The sequence below is a fragment of the Parabacteroides sp. AF17-28 genome, from assembly GCF_003479205.1.
Classification (GTDB): domain Bacteria; phylum Bacteroidota; class Bacteroidia; order Bacteroidales; family Tannerellaceae; genus Parabacteroides; species Parabacteroides acidifaciens.
Genome location: NZ_QUGV01000060.1, coordinates 1 through 1,509, shown reverse-complemented (window position 1 = coordinate 1,509; position 1,509 = coordinate 1). Strand labels below are relative to the sequence as shown.

Sequence of the window (1,509 nt, the reverse complement as noted above, 5' to 3'; positions counted from 1 at the left end):
TCCCTGCGAAGTACTCGAGTCATTCGATATAGTCAAGGTAGAAAGTAATGAGACCGAGATTCACATCCATCTCGATGAGAAGTTGTATGAGACCTTACGTAAAGATGTTCACTTCGAATCCAAAGGTTTTATCCCGGCAGTATCCATCACTGATTTCCCAATCCGTGACCACAAGGTAATCCTTCTGTTCCGGCGTCGTAAGTGGATTGACACTCGCACCGGCAAGAGTTTCATTTTGCCCCTAAAAATAGCTGCCGAAGGTACCCGCTACTCGCAGGAGTTTGCGTCTTTTTTAAAAGAGACATATGGACACATCCCCGGTGACCTGCCGTACACTTGATGATTTTTATCACATTGACGCATCTACTTTAGAAAAGCAGTACAAGGATGTATTAAGCGGTTATCGTACTTGGGAAGAATTGAGTCATGCCGACGACTGGCTCGTCTTCCCCGATAATATTGGTCCCAATCTGGCTATTGATGAGACTTCCTTGTCCAATGGCAATCTCTATACGATCGTCACCAACAGGGACAGGCACTGTCGTGAGATGTGCCTTGTCGCCATTGTTGCAGGGGTTAAATCAGAGACTGTTATAGCTGCCTTACGCCATATTCCCGAGGATCTGTTGGACCGTGTGGAAGAAGTGACACTGGACTTGTCGGACTCGATGCGCAAAATAGTCCGTTCCTGCTTCCGTAAGGCATCTCGTGTGATAGATCGGTTCCATATCCAGAAATTGGCCTGTGATGCCGTACAGGAAATGCGCATTAAGCTCCGCTGGGACGCGATCCAAGAAGCCAACGAAGAGATGGAAGAAGCTAAACTAAATGGGGAATTATATGTGCCTGTAAGATATGAAAATGGAGACTCCAAGAAAGAGCTGTTGGCCAGGAGCCGGTATCTGCTGTTCAAATCATCTGAAAAATGGACTCCATCACAGAAACAGAGAGCCAAAATCCTTTTTAAGGAATATCCGGAACTGGAACAGGCGTATGGACTATGCCATTCACTCAGGATGATTCTGGCTAAGAATACAATAAAAGATGCGGCAAGATTGAGTATGGCCAAATGGTATAACAAGGTGGAAGAGGCAGGGTTCCATGCTTTTAATGTGATCGCAGCAACCTTTTATGAGCATTATGAGGAGATACTTAACTTCTATAATAAGAGGTCCTCTAACGCGGCGGCGGAATCATTTAACGCAAAAATCAAACAGTTCAGAACGGCTTTAAGGGGAGTGGTGGATGAAAAATTCTTCCTCTTTAGATTAGCCAAGATTTATGGTTATCCAAAATGAGAGGGCGGCTGCCCCCCAAAAGTGAGTTTAATGTAAAAAGCGGGAGATAGATGATCTACTATTCTCCCGCTCACACATAGTTATCGTTTTAGTTAACTTATATACTGAAGAGTTTAACTCTTTCAGCCTGCCCCCTCGAACCCACCACTGCCATTCAGCACTATCCTTTTTTCAAAGGGTCTTGATTTAAATGGATAAGCATAAATCTATA

2 protein-coding genes are annotated in these 1,509 nt (G+C 44.4%); both read left to right on the top strand.

The features are described 5' to 3' along the window. A partial coding sequence (locus DWW90_RS20300) for a hypothetical protein (RefSeq protein WP_122346280.1) occupies positions 1-340 on the top strand: 340 nt, incomplete at its 5' end. After that, on the top strand, positions 306-1,298 hold the full coding sequence (locus tag DWW90_RS20295; RefSeq protein ID WP_199659207.1) for a transposase: 993 nt from the start codon (positions 306-308) through the stop codon (positions 1,296-1,298). The genes DWW90_RS20300 and DWW90_RS20295, both read left to right, overlap by 35 nt. The last annotated feature ends 211 nt before the right edge of the window (positions 1,299-1,509 follow it).

What these genes read in the sequence shown, in the direction of transcription:
- DWW90_RS20295 (WP_199659207.1), top strand. Translation starts at nt 306, where the DNA reads ATGGACACATCCCCGGTGACCTGCCGTACACTTGATGATTTTTATCAC.